This window comes from Caballeronia sp. EK (genome assembly GCF_014384845.1).
Taxonomy (GTDB): domain Bacteria; phylum Pseudomonadota; class Gammaproteobacteria; order Burkholderiales; family Burkholderiaceae; genus Caballeronia; species Caballeronia jiangsuensis.
Genome location: NZ_JACSUE010000033.1, coordinates 1 through 20,930, shown reverse-complemented (window position 1 = coordinate 20,930; position 20,930 = coordinate 1). Strand labels below are relative to the sequence as shown.

At 61.7% G+C, this 20,930-nt stretch carries 18 protein-coding genes and 5 pseudogenes; 14 read left to right on the top strand and 9 right to left on the bottom strand.

Annotation, left to right across the window (positions count from 1 at the left end; all coding sequences use genetic code 11):
* Positions 1-33 precede the first annotated feature (33 nt).
* The 11 genes and pseudogenes from IAG25_RS39615 to IAG25_RS41885 all read left to right on the top strand — a co-directional run.
* Positions 34-450 (top strand): response regulator, encoded by a 417-nt coding sequence (locus IAG25_RS39615; protein ID WP_187609707.1) that lies wholly within the window; start codon positions 34-36, stop codon positions 448-450.
* A 460-nt stretch (positions 451-910) separates the two neighbouring features.
* Positions 911-1,499, top strand: a pseudogene (locus IAG25_RS39610) (DUF1326 domain-containing protein).
* A 267-nt stretch (positions 1,500-1,766) separates the two neighbouring features.
* A pseudogene (locus IAG25_RS42415) lies at positions 1,767-1,922 on the top strand (copper chaperone); the annotation flags it as partial.
* Positions 1,923-2,013: 91 nt separating this feature from the next.
* Positions 2,014-2,094 (top strand): annotated as a pseudogene (locus IAG25_RS42410) (DUF2182 domain-containing protein); the annotation flags it as partial.
* A gap of 61 nt (positions 2,095-2,155) precedes the next feature.
* The gene (locus IAG25_RS42405) at positions 2,156-2,287 is read left to right on the top strand and encodes a hypothetical protein (protein ID WP_375336575.1); all 132 of its coding nucleotides are present in this window, start codon (positions 2,156-2,158) and stop codon (positions 2,285-2,287) included.
* Positions 2,288-2,846: 559 nt separating this feature from the next.
* Complete coding sequence (locus tag IAG25_RS39600; RefSeq protein WP_187609706.1) at positions 2,847-3,548, top strand: TMEM175 family protein; 702 nt, start codon at positions 2,847-2,849, stop codon at positions 3,546-3,548.
* Between the two features lie 399 nt (positions 3,549-3,947).
* Positions 3,948-4,484 carry an IS701 family transposase gene (locus IAG25_RS41890; protein ID WP_255504330.1) on the top strand — a complete coding sequence of 179 codons (537 nt, stop codon included), beginning with the start codon at positions 3,948-3,950 and terminating at the stop codon, positions 4,482-4,484.
* 290 nt (positions 4,485-4,774) lie between these two features.
* Positions 4,775-5,062 carry a hypothetical protein gene (locus IAG25_RS39590; protein WP_187609716.1) on the top strand — a complete coding sequence of 96 codons (288 nt, stop codon included), beginning with the start codon at positions 4,775-4,777 and terminating at the stop codon, positions 5,060-5,062.
* A gap of 192 nt (positions 5,063-5,254) precedes the next feature.
* The gene (locus IAG25_RS39585) at positions 5,255-5,557 is read left to right on the top strand and encodes a putative quinol monooxygenase (protein WP_187609705.1); all 303 of its coding nucleotides are present in this window, start codon (positions 5,255-5,257) and stop codon (positions 5,555-5,557) included.
* 30 nt (positions 5,558-5,587) lie between these two features.
* A complete protein-coding gene (locus tag IAG25_RS39580; RefSeq protein WP_187609704.1) occupies positions 5,588-8,236 on the top strand; it encodes an excinuclease ABC subunit UvrA in 2,649 nt (882 codons plus the stop codon).
* 99 nt (positions 8,237-8,335) lie between these two features.
* Positions 8,336-8,910: pseudogene (locus IAG25_RS41885) on the top strand (integrase); the annotation flags it as partial.
* Positions 8,911-9,258: 348 nt separating this feature from the next.
* On the opposite strand, the gene IAG25_RS39570 reads toward IAG25_RS41885, so the two are convergent.
* Both IAG25_RS39570 and IAG25_RS39565 read right to left on the bottom strand, forming a co-directional pair.
* A complete protein-coding gene (locus IAG25_RS39570; protein ID WP_187609703.1) occupies positions 9,259-9,483 on the bottom strand; it encodes an FmdB family zinc ribbon protein in 225 nt (74 codons plus the stop codon).
* A gap of 401 nt (positions 9,484-9,884) precedes the next feature.
* Positions 9,885-11,030 carry a glutathione-independent formaldehyde dehydrogenase gene (locus IAG25_RS39565; RefSeq protein ID WP_187609714.1) on the bottom strand — a complete coding sequence of 382 codons (1,146 nt, stop codon included), beginning with the start codon at positions 11,028-11,030 and terminating at the stop codon, positions 9,885-9,887.
* Positions 11,031-11,638: 608 nt separating this feature from the next.
* Here IAG25_RS39565 and IAG25_RS39560 point away from each other — a divergent pair.
* Complete coding sequence (locus IAG25_RS39560) at positions 11,639-11,944, top strand: protealysin inhibitor emfourin (RefSeq protein WP_187609702.1); 306 nt, start codon at positions 11,639-11,641, stop codon at positions 11,942-11,944.
* A gap of 15 nt (positions 11,945-11,959) precedes the next feature.
* Here IAG25_RS39560 and IAG25_RS39555 read toward each other — a convergent pair whose 3' ends face one another.
* The 3 genes from IAG25_RS39555 to IAG25_RS39545 all read right to left on the bottom strand — a co-directional run bounded on the left by IAG25_RS39555 (position 11,960) and on the right by IAG25_RS39545 (position 15,851).
* Positions 11,960-14,437, bottom strand: a complete 2,478-nt coding sequence (locus IAG25_RS39555; protein WP_187609701.1) for a hypothetical protein — start codon at positions 14,435-14,437, stop codon at positions 11,960-11,962.
* A gap of 111 nt (positions 14,438-14,548) precedes the next feature.
* Positions 14,549-15,184: a hypothetical protein gene (locus IAG25_RS39550; RefSeq protein ID WP_187609700.1), complete on the bottom strand. Its 636-nt coding sequence runs from the start codon at positions 15,182-15,184 to the stop codon at positions 14,549-14,551.
* A gap of 25 nt (positions 15,185-15,209) precedes the next feature.
* Complete coding sequence (locus tag IAG25_RS39545) at positions 15,210-15,851, bottom strand: hypothetical protein (protein ID WP_187609699.1); 642 nt, start codon at positions 15,849-15,851, stop codon at positions 15,210-15,212.
* A gap of 247 nt (positions 15,852-16,098) precedes the next feature.
* Between IAG25_RS39545 and IAG25_RS39540 the strand changes: the two genes are divergently transcribed.
* Positions 16,099-17,121: an MBL fold metallo-hydrolase gene (locus tag IAG25_RS39540; protein ID WP_187609698.1), complete on the top strand. Its 1,023-nt coding sequence runs from the start codon at positions 16,099-16,101 to the stop codon at positions 17,119-17,121.
* 1,765 nt (positions 17,122-18,886) lie between these two features.
* Here the strand turns inward: IAG25_RS39540 and IAG25_RS39535 are convergent.
* The 4 genes from IAG25_RS39535 to IAG25_RS39520 all read right to left on the bottom strand — a co-directional run bounded on the left by IAG25_RS39535 (position 18,887) and on the right by IAG25_RS39520 (position 20,484).
* Positions 18,887-19,138: a hypothetical protein gene (locus IAG25_RS39535; protein WP_187609697.1), complete on the bottom strand. Its 252-nt coding sequence runs from the start codon at positions 19,136-19,138 to the stop codon at positions 18,887-18,889.
* 82 nt (positions 19,139-19,220) lie between these two features.
* Positions 19,221-19,550, bottom strand: a complete 330-nt coding sequence (locus IAG25_RS39530; RefSeq protein ID WP_187609696.1) for a hypothetical protein — start codon at positions 19,548-19,550, stop codon at positions 19,221-19,223.
* A gap of 353 nt (positions 19,551-19,903) precedes the next feature.
* Positions 19,904-20,212 carry a type II toxin-antitoxin system RelE/ParE family toxin gene (locus IAG25_RS39525; protein ID WP_187609695.1) on the bottom strand — a complete coding sequence of 103 codons (309 nt, stop codon included), beginning with the start codon at positions 20,210-20,212 and terminating at the stop codon, positions 19,904-19,906.
* Complete coding sequence (locus IAG25_RS39520; protein ID WP_187609694.1) at positions 20,200-20,484, bottom strand: CopG family ribbon-helix-helix protein; 285 nt, start codon at positions 20,482-20,484, stop codon at positions 20,200-20,202. Before IAG25_RS39520 ends, IAG25_RS39525 begins: the two co-directional genes overlap by 13 nt.
* A gap of 170 nt (positions 20,485-20,654) precedes the next feature.
* Here IAG25_RS39520 and IAG25_RS39515 point away from each other — a divergent pair.
* A pseudogene (locus IAG25_RS39515) lies at positions 20,655-20,930 on the top strand (tyrosine-type recombinase/integrase); the annotation flags it as partial.

Here is a 20,930-nt window from a genome sequence, read left to right as displayed (position 1 = left end):
CCTCACGCCACGTGCGAAACACGGGAACAGTCAATGCTCTCGCCAGTTTCACTCGCAGGCATTGAAAGGTTTAACACATGGCACTGCCTCTGCACACTGCGCGCTGGACACCGCGCGTGCTCCCTAGCCGGCAGACGCATCGCCCACGTCGATTGCTCGTCGTACGACGCTCAATTCGTTTTAGATGGCTCGGCCGTCATAGGTGCCGTCAGTGCCTGGACACCGGAAATAGCATTATTAGACATTAACATGCCAATCATGGACGGGTTTGCGGTCGCACAGCAACTGCGGCAGCACGACGTTACAAAGCATATTGTTATCGTAGCTTTCACCGGCCAGGATGAGTGGACCGTCCGGGCGGCCGGGATTGCGGCCGGGTTTGATGGGTACTGTAAGAAAGGAATAGCCCCCGCTTCATTGCTGCTTCTTCTGGAGCAACTTGCCAATTAACGGGTGAACCGCGGCGCATTTGTCAGACACAATCAGCCTGGATGCCGCAGCTGATAGGGGATCGCTCGTGGAGTCCGCCCGAGCGATGTAAGAACGTCCGTTGACGAAATGGAAAGGGCTTTCAAATGCCGAATACGATCCGCGGTCCACCGGTCGAAACTGGCCGAACTCGGTGCGGCAAAGCCCGCCCTCACCTGCTCACCGCTTTATCTGCTTTCACGAAGGCTTATCAATCAGAATATGGGAAGTGCGCGGCCCAAGGGCGGCCTCGAGACCGTGACGGAATGGCCGATCTGACTTATAAGTCGTTGTGGTCTGCCTGCCCTTGCGGTTCGCTCGCTATTTCGCAGTTCCGAAAAGGCAGTGAGTGTATAGGCACCTTAATTCGTACGACCGCTCGGGACACTTTGATTCCCGACCGCGCAACACCTAAAACAAGAAGTGTCCCGCGACGTTCTTCGTGGCCGAAGTCAACCCGCAAACAGAATACAACGTGCTATGTCCTTGCTGGATTGGGGAGGATCCCGACAACGGCATTTGCCGGAGCGCGATCGCCTACCACTACGAACAAGGCTTCATTGACAATATTGATGTATCCGGGGTGACTGTCGCGTTCGCCGCGTTCATTCCGGGCAATGTTCTGAAAGGCGGCTTGGCGGGTCGCAATGTATATTGACGAGCACGCGAGCGAGGCGCAATTTAACGCACTGGTGAGCGCGCACCGTGGCGAACGAGGTGGACCACTCGCGGATATCGTGAAATTAATCGGCGAAATGGTCTCAATGGAGCGGGCGGTTATCGAATATTCGGTCGTCGACGGAATGGGCAGGATGAAGGTCGGCGAAACCATCGAGGCCGAACTGGAGCTTATCGCGGTCCAACGGAAGAGCCAACGAAACTGGTCGACAGCATTTTCTCGACGATAACCCGGATCGCCCGCCTTCGTCGGCCGAGCGAACTCGTTTCGGCTGCGACATCAGGCGCTCAATCTTGATTTCGACTTGACGGGACATAACGCCATTCAAGGCTCGTTCAGCTTTACTTCGTGAAGATGCGCCTTCGCTCGCGGCTTTTCGCGTCGTTCTTTGCTGCTTTGGCGGCAAGTGCGTGAATCGCGCTATGGTCGTGGGATGCTGGGCCGTATTCGCGCTATCTGCATAATGCGAGCTGGAGCGAGCTGCCGGGCGTTGGCCCGATATGTCGCGCAATGCCCGGTGCGAGCATCACGCTCGCGGCGTCGCTGCACGGCCTGGCATGGCTCCTGATGATCGCGGCGATGATGCTGCCGACCGCTTTTCCTTGGCTGCTTCAGGCGGATGACCCTCTCGCGCACCAAGCGGCGCACGCTAGTCGCGTTGCTAATTGCCGGTTACGCGGCTGCGTGGTCAGCGTTCGGGCTTGTCGCGCATGTCTTCGACGCCGCACTCCATCTGCTCGTGGAGCGAACGCCGACGCTGCTCACGGCGGGGTGGCTAATCGGCGCCGCCATCGTCGCGCTGGCTGGCGTCTTTCAATTCAGCACGCTCGAAACACCGCTGTCTCGACAAATGTTGCTCGCCGCTCATGTTCATCACCGAGCATTGGCACGGCCGGAATCCCCGTCGCGAGAGCTTCCTGCTAGGGGTGAGTCACGGCGGTTTCTGCATTGGATGTTGCTGGGCGCTCATGTTGCTGATGTTCGCAATTGGCACAGGAAGCTTGCTGGATGCTTGCGCTGGGTGCGATCATGGCGGCCGAAAAGAATTTGCGCTTGGGAAAGTTCATCGGCAAGCCGCTCGGCGTCGCCTTACTTGTGTGGTCCGCATGGATTGTGGTGTGGAATGCCCGTATGGTCTGAGGCAGGGATGTCGGCAGAAGCTAGCATTCGCTCTCGCCCGCGAGAAGTGAAGCGGTCGTCCGAATGACCGATCGAGAATGCCGACGAGTGGCAGGAACTGGGTCCGCAAGCTGCCTGACGCGGGCGCCCGCTGGTCGGAGGCTGAAAGCTCCAGCGAGGGGCGCCCGACCCTCGCCGGTGACATGATTATTTCGCGACCTTCGAACGCTTGCCGGGCAAGGCTGATCATGTACCCGAGCAAACCGGCACCACGAGGGGTGACAGTTTTTGTCGCAACGGTGACAGAATTAATAGACCAACGAGCAAGTGAGCAATCTCATGGCGTTGGCCAGCCATCGCACCGCTACTCGCCTTCGTCAGACACTTGAACCTATCGAGATGTCCGAAGCACAAGTTTAGTGGCCTTCCGGCCGGCTTCGGCCAAAGCGGTCATACTTAGTCGCGGAAGATTCGATGCTCGTTTGCAACTTTCCCATGGCAGGAATTAATTCATATCGTCCAACAAAGAAGTGCGTGCTGTGCCGCGAGGAGCGGCTCCGGCGTGCGCGAAAGGACGCACATGATGCTAAGTTCTAGGCGTAAACCTACCGACGCGGAAACGCATGGTGCCGAGCGCGGACTTGACCGCTTCGAGGGATTCAGCGACGCGGTTTTCGCGATCGCGCTGACCCTGCTGATCGTGGAGATCAAGGTCCCCGGATCTCCCGAGGGCACGCATGGCTACAGCGACCTGGCAAGCGCCATGGCGGAGCAGTGGCGCGAATATCTCGCGCTCGTTCTCTGCTATGTCGTGATCGGGGCCTACTGGCTGCAACACCATTATTCGGGTCGCATCTATGCTAAGAGTGATCACTGGTTCGGCGTGATTAACCTCCTGTTCCTGCTGGCGATCGTCGTCATTCCTTATCCAATCCGCGTCTGGTGCTTCCACCTCGGCACGGGGTTCGAGCCCGTCGCGTCCGTGACCCTGGTTGCCGGTCTTGCCCTGACCGCCTGCACCTGGATGGCGAAGTGGTTCTATGCAATGCCAGGCCGCCGGCTAATGGACGAACGGCTCGCGCCCGATTTCCTCCAGCAGATGACGCGCCGCTACGGCGTTGCGACGCTGGTCCAGATCGCTGCAGTTCCCGTCGTGATCGCCGCGTGGCGCATCGGAGTGGCCATTGCATTGCTGTCCGTCGCCTTCTTTCTGCTGCCACAGCCTACGCCGCGCTACAAGCCCAGAGAGGAGCCGAGCGAGGCTGAGAAATTGAACAAGTAGCTAATGCGCGAGGTTAAGCCAGAAACAGTGGGCGAAGCGAGGGGAATGACCGGTGCACAGCACTTCAGGATTTTTTTTGGTCTTCATCTACTTCTGCACCGGTGTCGCAACCGAGCTGAGAACCTCGCTCATCGTGGAGATGCGACAGGTGCCAATGTGGATGGCGCTTATATATACGAGCATGGGCAGCTTCTCAGACCGGCCCCTATCAAGGGGGGCTCAACAAGGTACGGTCGAACGCAAGAACAGCGGGCAGCTTGCCGAGGATTGGCGAAGCAACGCCCGATGGTGTGCAGCACCTTCTCGAGAGAGCACGGTGGGATGCCGACGCGGCGCGCGACGTACTGCGCGAATTCGTCGTGGAGCAACTCGGTGAGCGTGAGGCGGTGCTGATTGTGGATGAGAAGGGAATTCCACAAGAAGGGTGAACACTCTGCCAGCGTGCAACGCCAATACAGTTGTACAGCAGGTCGCATCGAGAATAGCCAGATCGGTGTGTTTCTCTGCTACGCGGGCAATGGAGCGAGCGCATTTATTGACCGCGAACTGTATGTCCCAATCATGGATCGACGATCGTCCTCGCTGCAGGTTGCGGGCATCCCTGACACGATGGGATTTGCAACCAAGCCGCAGCCCGCGCGCCAGATGCTTGAACGGGCGCTCGATGCGGGAGTACCCTGCGGCTGGGTCACCGGCGATCAGGTGTATGGCGGTGACCGTCCTTTGCGGCTGTGGCTCGAGTCGCGCGCGCAGCCACTCGTGCTGGTGGTGAAGAAGAACGAACCACTATGGTGGCAAGGCCCGACCACTATGCGCGCCGACAAGATTGCACAAGCCTTGCCACCGCAGGCTTGGCGCCGCCTCTCGGCCGGAATCGGCGCAAGGCGCGCGTCTGTACCACTGGGCACTTACGCCGTTGTGGCGCCTGCAGCATGAGCGCCGAGGAACGTCGCTTTGGTCATTATCTGCTGGTGCGCCGCACAGCCTTGACGAGAATCGCGAGCATGCGTATTTCGTCGTCTACGCGCCCCGCAGCAAGGTCACCCGTCGGACTTTGGTCAACGTCGCTGGCAGGCGATGGGAACGAACGCTGCACTCCGTCGAGCATGTGATGTCGTGGATGGCGGCGCCGACATCAGTACCGAGCCCAGCAGTGTCACTATCGGCGACGCGGCGGTGTGCTCCCGGCGTACCTACGGCTGCAGTAACTAAAAGCGGAGCGACGGATGCGACAGACCTTGCTGCTCTGTCGCATCGTGGTGACCGAGTCGGCGCGATTCACGCGGAGCCTGGAGCAGCTCGACTATCGCGTCGGCGAGTTGTTCGCGTACCTCGAGAGCAATAGCGGCTCGACCATCGCCTACGTGAAGTACTATCGCGAGCACAAGCCGATTTCGACAACGATGGCAGAGTCGGCGGTGAACCAGGTGATCAACGCTCGCCTGTGCAAGCACCAGCATACGTGCAGGACGCCACGCGGCGCTCATTTACTGCGCAGGTGCGATGCGCGATGATTCATGGCGACTTGGCAGCCAAACTTGCGGCGCACAGGGCGTGCATGAACAAAGTACCGGAGGACGTGGCCCGATTTTTCGAGTTCATGCAACAGGCGGAAGAAGCGGAACCCCACGCTTTTGAACAGTCCCCGGAGAACGGAGGACGTATCATTTGTCCGTCACCTCAGTGCGTGCAACAGGAGCGATGTCATGGTCAAGACCGCGTTGTTCGTCCGGCTGGAAGCGAAGCCGGGCAAGGAGCAGGAAGTAGAAGCCTTTCTAATGGGCGGATTGCCGCTCGTCGAAGCGGAGCCCGCAACGATCGCGTGGTTCGGCCTGCGCCTCGGGCCGTCCACGTTCGGCTTCTTCGATACCTTTCCCGACGAGGCCGGCCGCCAGGCGCATCTCTCGGGCAAAGTCGCCGAGGCGCTGATGGCGAAAGCCGCGGACCTTTTTGCCAGGCCGCCCGAGATCGCGCACGTCGACGTGCTCGCGGCGAAGCTGCCCGGCTAGCTGGCCTGCGGATTGCGGCCTCTGCAGCGGATGACCCGTCTGAAACTCTCCCCCGAATCCGCCCACGATGGCTTCGTGCGCGTGCGCGGCGCGCGCGAACACAACCTGAAGAATATCGACATCGACATTCCGCGCGATGCGCTCGTTGTATTCACGGGCGTGTCCGGCTCCGGCAAGTCGTCGCTTGCGTTCGGCACGCTCTACGCCGAGGCGCAGCGGCGCTACTTCGAGTCGGTCGCGCCTTACGCGCGCCGGCTGATCGAACAGGTCGGCGTGCCCGAATTCGATTCGATCGAAGGACTCCCGCCCGCCGTCGCGCTTCAGCAGCAGCGCGGCACGCCCAGCGCACGCTCGTCGGTGGGAAGCGTGACGACGCTATCCAGCCTCGTGCGCATGCTGTATTCGCGAACCGGCAGCTATCCGCCGAAGCAGCCGATGCTCTACGCGGAAGATTTCTCACCGAACACGGTCCAGGGCGCCTGCCCGACGTGCCACGGTCTCGGACGCGTATACGAAGTCACCGAAAAATCGATGGTCCCGGACGACACGCTCACGATCCGCGAACGCGCGATCGCCGCATGGCCGCCCGCGTGGCACGGGCAGAATCTGCGCGACATCCTGGTCACGCTCGGCTACGACGTCGATACCCCGTGGCGCGATCTGCCGAAGAAGGACCGCGACTGGATCCTCTTCACCGACGAAACGCCGACCGTGCCCGTCTACGCCGGCTTGACGCCCGAGGAAACGCGCGTCGCGCTGAAAAGCAAGATGGAGTCGAGCTATCAGGGCACGTTCACCGGCGCACGCCGCTACGTGCTGCACACGTTCGCGAATACGCAAAGCGCGCTGATGAAAAAACGCGTGTCGCGCTACATGATCGGCAGCGAATGTCCGGCGTGTCATGGAAAGCGGCTTAAGCGCGAAGCGTTGTCGGTGACATTCGCCGGGCTCGACATCGCCGGGTTTTCGCAGATGCCGCTCGCGCGCCTGGCCGATCTGCTCGGGCCGATCGCGTGCGGCGAACTGCCGGCGCACACGCACGGCATCGATGGCGACAGCGCGATCCTCGGCAAGCAGGCGATGCGCGAGGCGACCGAGCGGCGCGTCGCGGCGGGCGGCTCGGCGCACAAGGCGGCGCCCAACGTGCGGCGCACGCCGAACATGTCGGACGAGAAGCGCGTCGCGGCGCAGCGCATCGCAGAGGAGTTGCTCGCACGCCTCACGACACTCATCGACCTCGGGCTCGGCTATCTCGCCCTCGACCGCGCGACGCCTACGCTTTCGTCGGGCGAATTGCAGCGCCTGCGCTTGGCCACGCAGCTCGCGTCGCAGTTGTTCGGCGTCGTGTACGTGCTCGACGAGCCCTCCGCGGGGCTTCATCCCGCCGATGGCGAAGCGCTTTTCACGGCGCTCGAGCGGCTGAAGGCGGCGGGCAATTCGCTTTTTGTCGTCGAGCACGATCTGAACATGATGCGACGCGCGGATTGGCTCGTCGATGTAGGCCCGGCCGCGGGCGAAGCGGGCGGTTACGTGGTGTACAGCGGGCCGCCGCCGGGGCTCGCGAAGGTCGAAGCGTCGCAGACGCGCAAGCATCTCTTCGGCACGCACAAGCGTGCCGCCCATACGCCGCGCGCGCCCTCCGGCTGGCTTCGGCTCGCGAAGATCACGCGCAACAACCTACACGGACTCGACGCCGCGTTTCCGCTCGGCTGCTTCACAACGGTGACCGGCGTGTCGGGTTCGGGCAAATCGAGCCTCGTGAGCCAGGCGTTGCCGGAGCTCGTCGCGGGCCGGCTAGGACGCACGATCGCACCCGATGCGGACGAAGAACTCGATCCGCTCCTGGCCGCCGATACGCAGCCGACGAGCGGCGATATCGTCGAAGGGATGGCCGCGATCCGGCGGCTCGTGCGCGTCGACCAGAAGCCGATCGGACGCACGCCGCGCTCGAATCTGGCGACCTACACCGGCCTCTTCGATCACGTGCGCAAGCTCTTCGCCGAGACGCCCGCCGCCCGCAAGCGCCGCTACGACGCGGGCCGCTTCTCGTTCAACGTCGCAAAAGGCCGCTGCCCGACGTGCGAAGGCGAAGGGTTCGTAAGCGTCGAATTGCTGTTCCTGCCGAGCGTCTACGCGCCCTGCTCTACATGCCACGGCACGCGCTACAACGCGCCCACCCTTGAAATCGAATGGCGCGGAAAAAACATCGCTCAGGTGCTGGGAATGACGGTCGATTCCGCCTGCGACTTCTTCGCCGAAGAAGCGCAGATCATGCGTGCGCTGCAAGTGCTGCAGGATATTGGCCTCGGCTACCTGCGACTCGGGCAGCCGGCGACGGAACTGTCGGGCGGCGAGGCGCAACGCATCAAGCTCGCGGCCGAACTGCAGCGCGCACAGCGCGGAGACTCGCTCTACATTCTCGACGAACCGACGACAGGCCTCCACCCCGCCGACGTCGACCGGCTGATGACGCAGTTGCAGGGCCTCGTCGATGCGGGCAACACGGTGATCGTCGTCGAGCATGACATGCGTGTCGCGGCCCATAGCGACTGGCTGATCGACATCGGTCCGGGCGCGGGCGATGAAGGCGGACGAACCGTTGCGTGCGGGCTGCCTCGAGAAGTTGCGAAAGTGGCGGAAAGCCGCACGGCCGCTTATCTGAGCGATCGTTTCTCGTAACGTGAAAACAGCGGCCGAAGCCGTAATGCCGTTCCGTTGAAGGTGTAGCGGAAGGTCTGGATTTGACGGCCGAGTGCAACTGCGCCCGGGCCGTTTCAGTTTCGCGCACCACCGCACGTCTCTTTGCTCAAGGCCTCGAACGACTACGAGGCCATGCAATCCTGGCTGTCTCTGCACGAATCCGCCGCCACGCTGCGCGCCTACCGCAAGGACGCGGAGCGCCTTATGCTGTGGGCGATCGTCGATCGGGGCTGCGCGCTGTCCTCGCTGTCCACCGATGATGCGATCGCGTACCGGGCGTTCCTGCGACGGCCGACGCCGCGCTAACGTTGGGCCGGGCTGTTGCGCCCACGACGAAGCATAGAATGGCGGCCGTTCAGCGGACCGTAATCGACGCGCTCCGCCTCGTACGCGCTGACCGTACTCACGGCCCTGTTCTGCTGGCTGGTCGAGCAGCGCTACGTCCTCGCCCATCCGTCCGCGGGTGTCAGGTCAGGGTGCGAGGAAGCGCGAAGGCGGCCCTCGACGTCACCTGCAGCTTTACCGGAGGCGAATGGCTGCTGCTCCGCACGATCGCCGATGTCCTCGAGTGGTCCTACGGCTGGAGCGAGGCGGCCACCCAGCGTCTTCGCTTCCTGCTCGATTTCGGGTACGCAACCGGCGAAAGATCGGCATTCTGACTGAAGTAGCCCATAAACAATGGAAAGGTCGGATAGCTAAAAAAGAGACTTGCAATTCTATAGATCATCGGTGAGTGGCTGAATAGCAAGCGCCGGTCGGAGATTGAACCCGTTCACAGAGATCGATCCTTTTGTGTCGAAGGAGGGCTAATCGTCCATCTTCACTGTCGTGATGATGCCCGCTACTTGGGCGCTGGGGCCGAATGTAACGTCGACGCCCCCGAAGAGCCCGACTCCGGTGTAAACGAAATCCGTTACTTCTAAGTCCTGCTAGTCCCGCGCACTTCCTCGAAAAGAAGTGCTCGGCGACAATGGCCGTACCCAGCGGGCAGCTAAAGAGGGCTAACAGCAGCAGAGGCAACCGCCTCGATGAGACATGCCGTAGCTGCCGGCATCACCCGCGCCGTCGCTAGATGAACTTGCGCCGCCCACGCTTGGTGCCGCGATCGTCACACGCGCGGCTGGCCCGCCGCATTGCGGACACGCGTAGGGATCGTCGCGCTCGGCGATGCGGCGGACGACTTCGAAACCGCCGCAATCAACACAATCGTAATCGTAGACAGGCATAACGGTCCCACGTAAATAGATCGCTCATTCAGTTATTACAGCAAGCATGGCCAGCGTTTTCTGTTTCCGGCAGCGTCGTCGGGGCAGTTGCACCTTCATTGCCGCGAACAAAGCAGGATCGGTCGAGAACCAATCAACACGGCGATTGTGGTTCACATCGCCGGGATCATCACGGCGGCCGCCCAGGGATTCGAGCAGGCGGCGTGAAACCACTCGAAGGGATGGTTGGCAAACGGCTGGACCATCCTTGGCGACGAGGTCGGTGAACTATTTGCACAACGTCAAAAGCCAGATCGACAGCCGCCCCGCGCTCTAGAAAGGGCAAACCGGACCCGCTGGACATTCTACGAACCCGGCTTGCAGTCGGCCTCCGCCATCAGCTCACTCATGAAAAAATTCTCTCATGCCCCAGGCTTCAGGATGACTTTCGTCCAGCCGTGGTCACGCGAGTCGAAGTGCTGGTAGGCCTCCGCCGCCTTGCTCAGTTCGATTTCATGTGAAACGATAAACGAGGGTTTCGCCCTACCTGCATGAATCAGGTCGCGCAGTTGTCGGTTGTAGGCTTTGACGTTGCACTGTCCGGTGGCGATATGCTGGCCCTTAAACCAACACGTTCCCCAGTCGAACGCGATCTCGCCCTTTTTGGCGAGGTCATCAGATGCACCGGGATCCTGTGGCGTGAATACGCCGACCACACCAATGCCGCCGGTGAACTTCACCGATTGGACGAGATTGTTCATGGTCAGATAGGGAATCTCCTGTCCGGCGGGATCATGGCATTGATAGCCGACGCACTCGCAGCCGACATCCGCACCCCGCCCATGGGTCAGGTCCATGACGCGATCGACCGGATTGCACTTCGAATCGTCGATGGCGACCGCGCCTATTGATTCCGCCAGTTGGAGCCGGTCGGGATGGCGATCCACCACCATCACATTACAGGCACCCTTGATCATCGCTGCATGCGCGGCCATCAGTCCCACTGGACCCGAGCCGTAGATGACGACGGCATCGCCCGGCCGCATGCCGGCAAGCTCGGTGGCATGCCAGCCGGTCGGAAAGATATCGGCCACCATCACATAGTCGTTCTGCTTTTCCTCCGCATCGGGAGGCAGCTTCAGGCAGTTGAAATCAGCCCAAGGTACGCGTAGGTATTCCGCCTGTCCGCCCTGATAAGGCCCCATGTCGGCGAAGCCGAAGGCAGCGCCTGCCATGCCCGGCTGAGGATTGGCAGTCAGGCAGAATGCGGTCAATCCCTTTTCGCAGTTCCGGCAATGACCACAGCTGATATTGAATGGCATGCACACCCAGTCGCCGACTTTTAAACGCTCAACGGCCTGCCCCACTTCCGTGATTTGGCCGAGATTCTCATGCCCGAACACCCTCCCCGTTTCGAAGTCGGTCCTGCCTTCGAACATATGCAGATCCGAACCGCAGATATTAGTGCTTCTGATCTGCACGATCACATCAGTTGGCCGCTCGATTTTGGGATCGGGCACGTTTTCCACGCTGACATCGCGCGGCCCTCTATAGACAACAGCTTTCACCATGTTTCTCCGGTTACACGCAAGCCTGCCTCACCCCGCCCGCTCAAGTGCCGGAAGTCGTGAGTCAGACTGGACAGCGTTACCACATGACCCTCTGCTGATGCCCCCTGGCGTCGTACTGGTTCCGAACACCGACACGTTGCCGGGCCGGCGGACCAAGTGCTAGACCTCATGTTTAGCGTCTTTGACGTCGTCCCAATGCTGCCCTTCCAGCCGCGGAGGGTCGCTCCATTAGATATGCCGGCCGTTGGCACGGGTAACACCTGCGCAGCAATGCCTATTCCCGACGAAAGCGATCGGGGGCAGGACGCGACGTATATCTGTGCAATCCCGCGCGCTTCGCGTGACACATCGCAGCGCCCTGGTACGCAGCAGCTCGCTCACATCCGACGCCGACACGGGAGGGGGTAGCGCGCTAAGCCGCCGCACGGACGGCCTTACGCGCGGTCGGGCAGCGCCGAGTCGAAAGCGATCAGCAAAGCGTGGGACACGGTCGGTGTGCTGTGAGCCGGATGACAGGCCTGCGAGGCCTGCGGGCCGGGCTCGCCATGGCCTGTCTCATCGCTGCGGGATGCATGACCGATAACGCGCAGAACGAGGAGCTGCCGATGCAAGCGGAACTGTTTATCGAGGGAGGCGTGGGCTTCTTTCCTGGCCTTGCGCGGCCGATCGTGCGCGACGAGAACGCCCTGTCGGCTGACAAGCGCGACGAGCTTGCGCCGCTCGTGTCCGCCGCCCGCGCGGAGCCGGCTGTCCCGCGCGCGGCGGCATCGAAAACCGAGCCTGACGGGCGCATCTATAGCACTCGCATCGGCTTCGCCGACGGCACGAAAGAGTTGAGCTGCGCCGATCCTTCCGTGCCGCCGGCGTTTGCTGCGCTGATGGCGTTCATCAAAGCGCACGGGCATCGTTGAACGCGGGCAAGGCGCTCACGGCGCGGAAGTGGCGATTAAAGCCCTGCGCCCTTTCGGCGATGCATCCCGAGGCTTGGGCGATATGCAGGGCTCGTTCAGTCCAGCGCGCCGGCATAAGTCGTCCGCCGTCCTATACGCCGCTTCCGCAACCGTCGCGGCGGTCTCGTTGCCCGTGTACCAGCCGAGCGGCGCCGTGCGGGCCCGCTTCAACTGGTCGCACTGGACCTTCACGCTCAACTTCTCGTTGTCGTCCAATGCGGCGCTCAGCCGCACAGGCCGGAGGCATTGGGTCTTGTCGGTGCTGTCCGTGCAAGCGGGCAGCTCGTCCGCGAGCCGCTTCACCGCCTGCTCTGCATGGGCCGAGCGCGCCTGCAAGAGCGCGAGAAGCGCAGTCGGAATCACGGACTGCTTGTCCCCCTTGCATTCATGATCCTGCCCGGACTCGTGGATCGTGAAGACCGCGGGCGGATTGCCGTCGATATCGATAAGCACGACATTGCTCGACTTCCCGCCATTCACGCGTGCGCGCTGGTCCATGAGCGTCTGCGCGCCGGAATTGTCGGCGTAACCGCCATCGACCAACCGATGCGTTGTTTTGCCTTGCATGAATTCGCCCGCCGGCGTGACGATGGGGAACCGCGCGCTGTGCAACACCGCCTGACCGACCATCAGCCCGTTCGCCGATGAATCAAGGAAGCTGCTCGACGGCGCGCCATTCGAAAACCACACGATGTTCCCTTTATCGGCGTCGGTCATATTGAAGAACACCAGCGGTTTCGGCGAGATGCCACCGCTCAGATCGGCGAGCTTCATGGCAAGGGGCGCGTCGAAGTCGTCGTCGTGGCCCGGCGGCGGGTGCTTGACTGCCTCCGCCAGCGCGGGCGCGATTTTGAGCGCATCCGCCAGCGCATCATTCCAGCTATCGAGAATGGCCTGCCCGCGCGCCGGATCCGTGAAGGGAACGAGATCCAGACTGAGCGTTCGCGCGATGACAGGCGAGAGATGGTCTTGCCCGAGCGCGCGCGCCACCACATCCGTGAGCGGCGTTTCCGTTGCCTTCTTGCACGGCGCCCACGGATTGCCGTGGGCGATGAGTTGTTGCCGCGCAACGAGATACACCGCAATGCCGAGACTGCCGCCCGATACGCCGCTCATGGCTTCGATGTGCTTGCCGAATTCGCCGCACGAGGCGTCGTCGGCACGCGCGAGCACCTGCGACATGTAGATCGCCGCGCGCAAGCCTCCGCCATAGGCGTTGACGATCAGGCGCGGCGTCGGCGGCGCGTCTGACGAACCCGCCGCGTTGCCGGATAGCATCGCGTTGACTGGGGCCGCCCGGGCGCTCGTCTCGAGCCGTTCCTTGCCGAGCGGCTCGCAGCCGACGACGCTCACGGCGGCGAACCCGAGGATCGCCACGGCGGAAGTCAGACCGGGCACCGAACGCGAAATTCTGCGCAGAAAAAGTTGCACACCGGCAATGAAGAGCACGGCCGCCGCCAGAAAGATCATGACCGTGGCCGCGGATCCGACGCTTCTCACATAGGCCGCCTTCAGCACCGCGAGCAGCACGAGCACGACCAGTCCCGCGCCGCTGAAAAAGGCGACGCGTCCGATCACGTCTTCGAAATCGAGCGCGGAGTCCGCCGGGAACTCCTTTTGGATCCACCGTGTGAAACGTGAGAAAAACGCGCGCCGCCCCAGCACGAATGCGAGCAGCACCGCGGGCAACACCGATGCCACGACGTCCACCATCCAGACTGCGAAGTCGATTTTCAGTAACAGCAGCATGAGGCCGAACGCGACGCAGAAAGCCACGATTCCCGCCGCCATCACGAAACCGGCGCGTTGCGTCCATTTCGACGTGCTCTGCATGGCCGACTGCCGTATTGCCACGCCCCACACGAAGAGCAGCGGCCCGACGATGGCCAGCGCCGTCACGGCAAGCGCCGTTCCGCGCTCGACCGTCCATATGAGGGTCGCGAAAATCAGCGCGCCCATGGATGCCGATAGCGCGAGGACGCCATACGCGCGCGGCAGCCACTTGATGGCCCGCCGTATGCTGTCGCCGTCACCGTCCTCGAAGCGTTCCTCCGCCGGATCATAGTTAAACGCCTTTGGGCGTTTACCAAGGTATCCGATTTTCCACGCCGCCGGCATGCCGAGCCACGCCTCCACGGTGCAGAGCAGGCGCGCGCCATACCACACGGCGAGCGCGAGCGCGAAAGACGCCACGTAGTACGAAATCAGCGCCGTCCAGTTCACCACGCTGAGCGGCGTCGAACTCAGCGGACCGGTCTGCGGCGGCTCTGTCAGCCCGAGCAGCACTTCGCGGCTTTGCGGCACCAGATAGAACAGCACAGCGAGGATGACGAGGCACACCGTGGGAATGAGCGCGCGCCGCAAGGCGAGGAACAGCCACGGCATGGCTGGCGAGAGCTTCTTGACGAGCCAATCGAGCCGGTGCGAGTGCCGGGTCGCGGGGACAGTAGTCATGATTCGTACACCTCGTGAGCAGGTTGCTGCCGGGTCGCGCGAGCCGCATTCGCGAGCGCAACAGCCGGCAGCCGTCGCCGGAACCATCCGATGAGGACGGATCTCGTTGTATTAAATTCGCTCGGCCCGGATATGCAAATCGGATGGCGGACAAGGCGTCGAGTTTGGCCAAACAACGCGATCGAACAAGGCTTGCGTAGCAGGGCTCACGATCGACCGTCCGCCACGCCTCGCGGGCGCGGCCGTACACGCCGAACGCGGCGACGATGCCGATGCCCGCGGCACGCATGCGCTCGATGACTCGCGCGCGCCGCGGGCACAGCGAGCCGATGAACAGCACGTCGATATCGCGCGGCTCGGCGAAACGGATGCGCGTGAGTTCCGGCACGTATCCGACCGGCACGACGCGCACGCCGAGGGCCGCGAAGCGCGCGCGTTGGCGGCGTCGTAGTCCCACACGGCATGACGGCGCAGGAGCGCGAGGAATGGCGGCGTGATCCAAGGCGAACCTGCGTGGACTTGTTCGAGGTTGTAGAGAATCGCATCGGGCGCGAGCGTCAACGGATAGTGCGGCAGCAGATTCGAGCCGAGCACGATGTGACGCCGCCCGTCGAGCCGTCCTTCGCGAGTCATCACGCTGTCGTGACCGAGCGCGAGCAGCGCGTAATGAAGCGTCTCGGCCACTTCATGGAAGGCGGCGGAATGCACATAGCCCGGCGGCGAAACCACGGTGACGGCGAATTTCATCGGATCGATCGATGCACGCGAAGCGCTAGGCCGTCAAGGCGCCGCCGGGTATCGACAGGCGGTCGAAGGCCGGCTGAGCGACCTCGAAGTGAAAGCACTTTTCGTCCTTGAACTCGCCGGCATGTGTGAAACCCAGTTCGACGGAATGGCCCAGCCGGAGGATCGGAAACGCCATGAAGGTTCGGCACGCTTCGAGAAACGCCTTCGCCTGAGCGGGCTCCATGCTGTTGCGCCTGCCCGGCCCGGTGGTCGGGCCGCTGTAGTGAGCGACGTCGAATACTTCGACGAACGGGCTGCGCCCCAGGTGCCGCGAGATCGACTGCGGTCCGCCATGCACGCCCTCGATGGCGCGGATCAGGTAGGCAATGGCGATGCGCTCGCCCGCATGGTTCGCGTGCAACGCCCGCGCATGCGCGATGATCTTCGGGACCGCGTGATTCTTGTACGACGCTTCCTTGCCTTCCACCACGTGCTTCTGAAAGAAGATTCGAGCCTGATCGCATACGGCGCGCTCGGCGCTCGTCACGTAGACCGAAGGCAGATGCGCGCGCTGCGCCAGCGTCTGGAGCAACGCGTGCGAATAGGACGAGATCGGCACGCCGAGAATGCGAACGGGATCGGCAAGGCTACCGACGTGATGATGGGCTGAAATGGCAGCATGGTTCATGGCGCGTTGAGCCTCGATCGGTCATGCACGACGCGGGTCGGCGCGCCGCGCTGTCGTGACGCGTTCCGCTCTTTTGCATAGACGAGCGGCGAGGGCGCGCTTTGAACGGCCTCACCGCTTGTCGCGCGGCCATCTTGCAATCCGTGGAAACGCGATGCCCCGGTTCACGGTTTATTTTCCTATCCTTGGCAACGAAGCGATGTAACCGCACGAGGCTTTCGCTCACAACGCGCTCAGGGGAGTCGCCATGAAGAATCTGCTGATCGCCGGGCTGCTCCTGTGCCTCGCGCTCGTCACCGCCGCGCGCGCCGTGGCGCTCACGGTATCCGGCGACGAGAAGCTGCCGGCATATACGCAGGCGGCGCGTCCCGGAACGATCATGGTCACGTTTCTGGGTACCACCACCCTTCTGTTCGACGACGGCGACACGCAGATTCTCGTCGACGCGTTCATCACGCGGCCATCGATCGCCAACGTCGCGCTCGACAAGGTGCAGACCGCGCCCAGCGCGGTCAACGAGATCCTGAAGCAGACGGGCGCGACCCGCGTCAAGGGCATCTTCGTGACGCATGCGCATTACGATCACGCGCTCGATGTCGCCTATCTCGCGCACAAGACCGGCGCGCGGCTGTACGGATCGAACAGCGTGCTCAACATCGGGCGCGGCGGCGGTCTCAAGGGCGAACAACTCGTTCATCTCGCAAGCGGACAAGGCAATCGCGTCGGCAACTTCGAGGTCACGCCGATACCCTCGAAGCACTCGACGCCGATTCGCTTCATCAACGACGATTTGGGTCAGCAGATTCGCACGCCCCTTACGTTGCCTGCACCCGCGAAGGCCTTTGTCGAAGGCCGCACGTATGACCTCCTGATCCGTAACGGCGGGCACAGCATACTGGTGGTCGCCTCCGCCAACTTCGAAGCAGGCGCCTTGTACAACGTGCATGCGGAAACCGTGTTCCTGTCCACCGCCGGACTGCTCACGGGCGGTTCCGATTTCCGCGCGCGTTACTACGACAATACCGTGGGCTGCGCGCGCCCCTCGCTCGTCATTCCCGTGCACTGGGACAACTTCTTCAAGCCGCTGTCGAAGCCGCTGGCCGCGATGCCCGGCGCCGATTCGACGCTGAACTACCTGCGCGGACGATTGCAGCAGGATCACATTCGCCTCGGCGTCATGGAAGGCCTGCAAAGAGTAAAGCTATTCGATGCGAACACGCCGATCGAACCGTATGCCGGACCCGGCGCGAACTGCCTCGACTACGACTGAAGATGTCGACACGCCTCATCTTCAACACATACGAACGCGCCCCTGTTCGAACAAGCACTCATAGTCTCTGACATACAGGATCGGCGCAGCTTCATATTCGTCCATGGACTCCCGCTTCTGAGCAAGATCGGTGTGCATTTCGAAAGTCTCGGCTGCATCCCTACATTCGGCCTTGCTTGCAATCCGCGGCGGCGAAGACCGAGTAGGGTGCTTCGAATACGCGATCGTCCCACTATCGTGACGCCGCGCTGACGGCGATTGAGATGGGTTTCCGGCAGGCTTTCGCATAGCGGCAGCCGACCATCTCTCGCCTATAATCCAAGTTCAAAAGTCAACGCGCCGCACTGGAGCTTAAGCTATGAGTCAGACCCGCAGGCGAAATGCGGGACACCGAGAAAAGGCGAACAGCCGCCAGCCTCAACACCTGTCTAAAGCCAATCTCTCGTCCGGTAGCCGTACGTCCTCGCAGTCGCCCTCCAGGGAGCCCGCTCCGACGGCTTCAATCATCAAGACGCGGTCGCTTCAGTTTTTGGAGAATGCGGTCGGCCACGAGAATATTGCGTTGGCGCTGGATTCCACTCTGTCACGTGTCGCGGAGCTTACGAAGGGCGAAAGATTCACGCCCGAGACTGCCTTCCACATGGAGACCGCGCTCGGTCTGCCTAGGGTTTTTCGATCAGCCCTACCCTGTCCTTTCGCCCGAACTCATTGCTCGCTTGAAAACGCCCCTTGAGTTTGTTCGAACGGACGACGACCTGGATGACGACGCCAAGGCGGTGCCGGGGCCGGCCGTTCCAGTCACACAAGAACAGTTGTTTGTTGCGGAGGGTTCGTCCGAGGATGCACAAATGCCATCTCAGAAAGCGAAGAACCCGCATAGCGCCCCGAAGACCGGTCGCCTCGCTGCCGAGGCACGATGCTCGCGCCAGCCGGTCATTGGCGGACACGTCGGCAGAGGGCCATCGCCGGAACGTGTGGTCGTAGGTGTGATTCACGCGACCGTTCTTCCGCCAACATTTGTACGTGCGACGCCACCGGCGGCCGAGAGAGTCGACAACTAACGAGGGAAGAGCAATTGCGCAGGGGCCTGTTTGTTATATCGATAGGAATGGCATTCGCCTCGGCTTCCATGGCGGGTGAGCACTATGTCGAGTTTTGGAATCCACCGGAGGTCCACCGTAACGCGCATAAGTTGGCTCGCCGGCTCAACAGGCCGGTCAATCATCAAACGTCGTCTGCCGGCGGGACTAGGTTGCCACGCACAGCGAAGCGGCGAGTCAGTGCGGCCTCCGGTAGCGGAAAACGGATGGCCTTCGGTCTACAGATAAAGCGGCGGCGGACCTTCGATGACATTCCGCGCCAAGTCACTCCTGAAGGCAATATTCTGCGCGTCAGCCACACGTCGGCGTCGAGTGCGTCTCGCCGTGCAGGCGTCTGCGGTCTCGAACAGCACCGGTGGTGCATCAATCGATCGGCTCGAGCACGAAATGAAGTTCTGCGTACCCAGCGTTGCACCGCCAGGCCTCGTTGCCCTCTCGGAGAAAGACATCCATACCCTTCGCGACTTTGCACGGGGCCTGCGGATATACAGGACCATGCTCATTGACGGCAGCAGCAAGGCGCTGCGCTCCTTACAGAACGCCATGTATCTTCCATCCCGCAGTGTCATTCGATCCGCCAGAATCGGAAATGCCTGCGCACCGCCAACCCAACGCTGGCCGATGAACCGGCGGCAGTGGCGATTTGCTTCACTGTTCGCCGTCCATCAGCGCCCGCGCAATGTTGCCCGCACAAGTGCCAGCGTATAGGGTGCCTGCACGGCACGTGGCAGGCGGCGCTTCGAAGCGTCGGTGATGACTCGCTCACCATCTTCCGTGGTCCACGCCACGACCTGCGTGCTCAACGTTTCGAACGCAGTGCGCACGGCCAGTTCAAGCTTTTCGTCGCAGCCCAGCTCGTCCCTTTGGTCGTGCGCGTCGGCCTGCGCGTTCCACTTCGCTTTCGCAGCCTCGATCACTTCGTTTTCACTCGTCTCGATTCCTTCTCCTGTTTCTGGCGCCGTGTCGCTTTACCTTGTTGGCCTGAGAAGTTCATGTCGTTCATCGCAGCAACGATGACGGTTTTCCGTCCTTTACCGAAATGTCAAGTTGCTGCGCTTCCGCGTCTGCGGCGACTTCTATTGTCCAGAAGTTGGAGCGCGGCCATGCGTGGTGATCGCCGCGCTTGCGACTCGTCCAGAAGCCCGCTGGAGCTAATCGATGAATGCGGATGTATCCATTCATCGGCAAGATCAGTCGAATGTGTACCCCTTCGCCATCGAACTCATCGTCGCGGATGCTCTCGCCGCGCGGCAGGCCCAGTTGAACGCCGGCTGCCCGCGCCCATGCGGTGGCCTCCGGATCTGAGCTTTTGATCACAGCCCAATTCATTGGAGCATCCCGGTGAGACGCGTCTCCTCGGTGCACCTGAGCATCTCGCACTGCGCAGCATTGAGGTTGCCGTCGATTAATGATCGTAACAGCGAGGCATGATTGCCAAGAAGCTACGAAATCGGTGCGAGCGGATTTTCGGCCGGGTGCCGTATCTCAGCTCTCCTTGCAGGAATACCGACTCCACTTAGGAACTGCAGCAGCTTGTCCTGCTTAGCTGACGCATCAATTGAATAGTCGTTCTGCATACTTCCCGGTTTTTCAGCGGTCGAGTTGGGTTGACCATTTCGCGCCCCTCGCTGCGCAACGGATGCGTTGTGCTGGATTGAACGTCAACGAATCAGCAAGAACGCTCAAGGAGCTTCTCGTCGGTAGCGTAGTTCTCGCTGACTTCGAATCGCTAGGACGAAAACCGCGTCAAACTCAGGCAAAAACCGATACAACGCCAGATACCCATACGCTCCATTTGAAATGACCAATTCGCGCATGCCTGGGTGGTTGTCGACCGGCCTGCCGATCATTGGACTTGACTGGAGAATGTCGAGGGCGGACACGATGTCGGCGATGCGCTCTGCCGCACGCTCGGGCGTGTGTTCGAAAAGAAACTCGAATATCCGATCGAAGTCGTCTCCAATTTCCTGCGCCAGGATTACTCGCGCCATCGCCTTACCTTGGGCATTTGTGGCGAGCCGCCTGCTGCGCGTTCGCGCAAAAACTCACGCATCTCTGTCCAGTCGAGCCCGGCACCCGTCTCGAGCATGTTCGCGAAGCGCGTGCTTCCCTGATCGAACAGCGCTTGGCGCAACTCCTCGTTCGCTACCCGTTCCGCGATGGCGTCGAGCATAAAACTGTGTGCCGTGGTACCCGACTGCTCGGCGAGGCGAGAGATACGATCGCGAAGATCCGGTGGCAGGCGAAGCGTGGTGGTCGACATGACAGCCCTCAGTGTGCTACAGATGTGCTACATCTTACAGCGACGCTTCTAGATTGCAAGGCCAAACGCGCTGAAATCTATTATCCCTTTGATTTTGCGACCTTTTTTTCTCTGACATTCCGCTTATAATTTCGAGTAATCTGCTCTCATTGGCCGCAAAAACAAACTCGATGTCAAAGCCCGCCGCGCCCGCTTCCTCGCCGCCCGCCTTGCAGCCAACACCCCTCGAAACACTCGTCATCCCAGCGACGCTGAACGGCTCCGCGGGCCTAAACCGGGCTGTGACAGGGCGTCCCCAGATTGCCGCCGATCACGACCTCGACGCGATCCGCGCATGGCTGTCACGCTTTGTCGACACGAAAACCACCTTCGAGAATTACCGCAAGGAAGCCGAACGGCTCCTGCTCTGGTCGGTCGTCGAGATGGGCAAACCCCTCTCTTCTTTG